The sequence below is a fragment of the Pseudomonas sp. SDO5591_S426 genome (assembly GCF_054070755.1).
Genome location: NZ_JBSVXD010000341.1, coordinates 1 through 3,207 on the forward strand (window position 1 = coordinate 1; position 3,207 = coordinate 3,207).

A 3,207-nucleotide genomic window follows, 5' to 3' on the forward strand; every position below is an offset into this window, starting at 1 on the left:
GAAAAGATCGCTGCCTGCGGCAGCTCCTACAGGGAAATGAATTCCAATGTAGAAGCTGCCGCAGGCTGCGATCTTTCGATGGTCTAAAACTGCACGGTCTGCCTCAGCATCTGCGCCGCGGGCGTATCGGTCGGGCTGACCATCGCATAGTTGTAGCCACCCCCGGACCAATACTCGGCCTGCAAACCGCCATCGCTGCGGCTGCCTCTCGGCAGCAGATAGTTTTTCGGCCCCGGCGGGCGCACGTAAAAGCTGATCTTTTGCCCGCCTTGATTCTTGTAGACCACCATTGCCGCCGGCCCTTGTTCGGTGCTGAGCAAGCGTCCGCTCACCGGTTTGAACCCGGCGTCGGCAAGATCGGGCAGGCGATTGGCCTGGGTGAAATAACGGTCGAGCCAGCCCTGCATGTCGCCGTCGTCACTGGCCTTGTAGTCGGCCGGCAATATTTCTTGCTGGGCAATCAGGCGATAGGCTTGCAGGGCATCGGTCATCGGTAGCTGAGCGCTGATGAAGGTCATTTGCCGAGCTTGCCAGCCGCCGAAGCCGCCGACGCTGACCGCAATCAGCAACACCGCGGCGCTGGCCAGGTGTCGCCGCGATTGGCGTTTGAGGCGCTGACGAATCATCGCCGGATCAAGCGCCGGGTTGGCGGTTTGCTGCAACGCGCCGCTGAGCGCCGCGCGCAGTTGCTGGGCGTCCTGCTGCCAGGCGCGGACCTGTGCGGAAACGTCCGAATTACTTGCAAGAAAAGTCTCCACCAGACGTCGGTCGTCTTCGTTGAGTTGATGGTCGACGTAAGCGTGCAGGTCACGCTCGCTTGGGGGCATGCTGATCATTTGAGTCTCCGCAGGGCTGGGCGGGTGATTTCGCCATCGCTGAGTTGGCGCAGGGCCTGGCGGGCCCGGGACAGGCGGGACATCACGGTGCCGGTGGGTACGTCGAGAATCTCGGCGACCTCTTTATAACTCAGGCCCTCGACCGATACCCAAAGCAGCAACGCGCGCTGTTCGGTGGGCAGTCGGTCGAAGGCGTTGAGGGTCGATTGCGCTATGACGGTGCGCTCCACCGAAGGCTGCGCATCGTCGCGCCCGGTGAAAAATTCGAGCATGCGTGCATAACGCCGTGAGCGTCGATGCGCATCGAGAAACTGTCGATAGAGAATCGAAAACAGCCAGGCGCGCAAATCACCGTCGGCACGTTTGGCGCCCCAACTCGACAGCGCACGCTCCAGGCTGGCCTGAACCAGGTCGTCGGCGCTGCTGGAGTTGCGCGTCAACGACACGGCAAATCGCCGCAATCTGGGAATGATTTCTCTCAGTTGTTCGTCGATATCGTTCATGAAGTACTGACTAGTCACTACGCTGTGGACTAGGAAGACGCCCGGGACTGGAGGTTATTCCACGCCCGAAAAAATAAATACCGCGCGAGGGAATAAACCGCTGCGCGGTTCGTCTGCCTGATTCTTCTCACTCGCGGCCGATGGCCCTGGAGTCTTTCATGGTAGATCGATCATCACCGCCAACCCGGCCACCGTTGAGTGCCGCGAGCCTGACATTGCGTCTGGCCGGCATTGCCGTGGTCGTCGCCGCCGTGGCCGGGGCGTTTGCCTACGTCAACGGCGCGCTTGACCCACAGCGCCTGACGCCGAAAAAACTGATCAATGTGCTGGAAACCAACAACGGCGTGCATCCCGGATTCCGTCGCAATCACTCCAAAGGCGTGTGCGTGATCGGCCATTTCGAGAGCAGCGGCGAGGCGCGCAGTTATTCCACGGCGCAAGTGTTCAATGAGCCGCGCACCCCGGTGGTCGGACGATTGGCCCTGCCGGCCGGCAATCCTTATGCCCCGGACAATGCCGTGCCGATCCGCAGCCTGGCATTGCGTTTCACCCAGGCCAACGGCCAGCAATGGCGCACCGGGATGAACAGCATGCCGGTGTTCCCGGTGGGCACGCCCGAGGCGTTCTATCAATTCCAGCAGGCGCAATCGCCGGACCCGGCTACCGGCAAGCCGGACCCCAAGGCTGTGCCGGCATTCTTCGCAGCGCACCCGGAAGCCGTGCCGTTTCTGACGTGGGTCAAGACGGCCAGGCCTTCGGCCAGCTACGTGACCGAAACCTACAACAGCGTCAACGCGTTCTATCTGGTGAACGCCGCCGGGCAGCGGCAAGCGGTGCGCTGGAGCATGGTGCCGGTGGCTCAGGACGCACCGGGTGCCACGGCGCCGGAAGGCAGCGATTTTTTGGAGAAGGATCTGGTGCAACGTATCGCCGCTGGGCCGCTGCGTTGGCAGTTGAACATCACGTTGGCTAACCCCGGCGACCCAGTGAACGACGCCAGCAAAGCCTGGCCCGAAGGGCGCAAAGTGTTGAACGCCGGCACGCTGGTGCTTGAAAGCACCCAGCCGCAACTCAGCGGCGAGTGCCGTGATATCAACTACGACCCCTTGGTATTGCCCGCCGGTATCGAAGGTTCCGACGACCCGTTGCTCGCCGCTCGTTCAGCTGGTTACGCCACGTCCTACCTGCGTCGCACCAGCGAAGTCAGCCAATTGCCCGCCGCCAAACAGGAGGCCCAGCAATGAGCACTCAACCCAACCACTTCGCTCCTCTGGCGCGCTTGCTGCACTGGCTGATGGCGCTGATGATCATCGCCATGTTGTTTATCGGCGCGGGCATGGTCGCTTCGGTGTCTGAGCGACATGAAATGCTGATCCACCTGCACAAACCCTTGGGCGTTGCGATTCTGCTGTTGGTAATCGTGCGTCTTGTGGTGCGTTTTTCCACCACGCAGCCTCCATTACCCGCCGACCTGCCGGGTTGGCAAGCACTCGCGGCCAAAGCCTCGCATGTGTTGCTGTACGTCTTGATGCTGGTTTTGCCGTTGCTGGGTTGGGCGATGATTTCGGCGTCCGGCGAACCGGTGATGCTCAGCAGCTCGCTGCAATTACCATCGATCGTTGCGGCCAACGCTCAGGTGTTTGCGTTCCTGCGCAAGGCCCACGGGTATCTGGCGTACTTGCTGTTTTTGACCGTGCTGCTGCATTTGGCGGCGGCGTTGTTTCATGCCTGGGTACGTCGGGATGATGTGCTGGACAGCATGTTGCGGGGTAAGGATCGCGGCTGAACTCCGCGACACACACGACCAATGTAGGAGCTGCCGCAGGCTGCGATCTTTTGTCTTTGCTTTTAAAGGTCAAGATCAAAAG

At 61.2% G+C, this 3,207-nt stretch carries 4 protein-coding genes; 2 read left to right on the plus strand and 2 right to left on the minus strand.

What is annotated here, in order from left to right; genetic code table 11:
* Positions 1–83: 83 nt before the first annotated feature.
* Positions 84–836, minus strand: a complete 753-nt coding sequence (locus ACW9JC_RS29590) for an anti-sigma factor family protein (RefSeq protein WP_457459475.1) — start codon at positions 834–836, stop codon at positions 84–86.
* Positions 833–1,339, minus strand: coding sequence for a sigma-70 family RNA polymerase sigma factor (locus tag ACW9JC_RS29595; RefSeq protein ID WP_338581932.1), 507 nt, complete (start codon positions 1,337–1,339; stop codon positions 833–835). The genes ACW9JC_RS29590 and ACW9JC_RS29595 overlap by 4 nt, the downstream gene beginning before the upstream one ends.
* 158 nt (positions 1,340–1,497) lie before the next feature.
* On the opposite strand from ACW9JC_RS29595, the gene ACW9JC_RS29600 reads away from it, so the two are divergent.
* Together ACW9JC_RS29600 and ACW9JC_RS29605 are read left to right on the plus strand one after the other, a co-directional pair.
* The gene (locus ACW9JC_RS29600) at positions 1,498–2,583 is read left to right on the plus strand and encodes a catalase family peroxidase (RefSeq protein ID WP_338581931.1); all 1,086 of its coding nucleotides are present in this window, start codon (positions 1,498–1,500) and stop codon (positions 2,581–2,583) included.
* Positions 2,580–3,125, plus strand: a complete 546-nt coding sequence (locus ACW9JC_RS29605) for a cytochrome b (RefSeq protein ID WP_338581930.1) — start codon at positions 2,580–2,582, stop codon at positions 3,123–3,125. Before ACW9JC_RS29600 ends, ACW9JC_RS29605 begins: the two co-directional genes overlap by 4 nt.
* The last annotated feature ends 82 nt before the right edge of the window (positions 3,126–3,207 follow it).

Bases quoted from the DNA above. Each gene is read 5' to 3' on its own strand.
- ACW9JC_RS29590 (WP_457459475.1), bottom strand. From the start codon at position 836: ATGATCAGCATGCCCCCAAGCGAGCGTGACCTGCACGCTTACGTCGAC.
- ACW9JC_RS29595 (WP_338581932.1), bottom strand. From the start codon at position 1,339: ATGAACGATATCGACGAACAACTGAGAGAAATCATTCCCAGATTGCGG.
- ACW9JC_RS29600 (WP_338581931.1), top strand. From the start codon at position 1,498: ATGGTAGATCGATCATCACCGCCAACCCGGCCACCGTTGAGTGCCGCG.
- ACW9JC_RS29605 (WP_338581930.1), top strand. From the start codon at position 2,580: ATGAGCACTCAACCCAACCACTTCGCTCCTCTGGCGCGCTTGCTGCAC.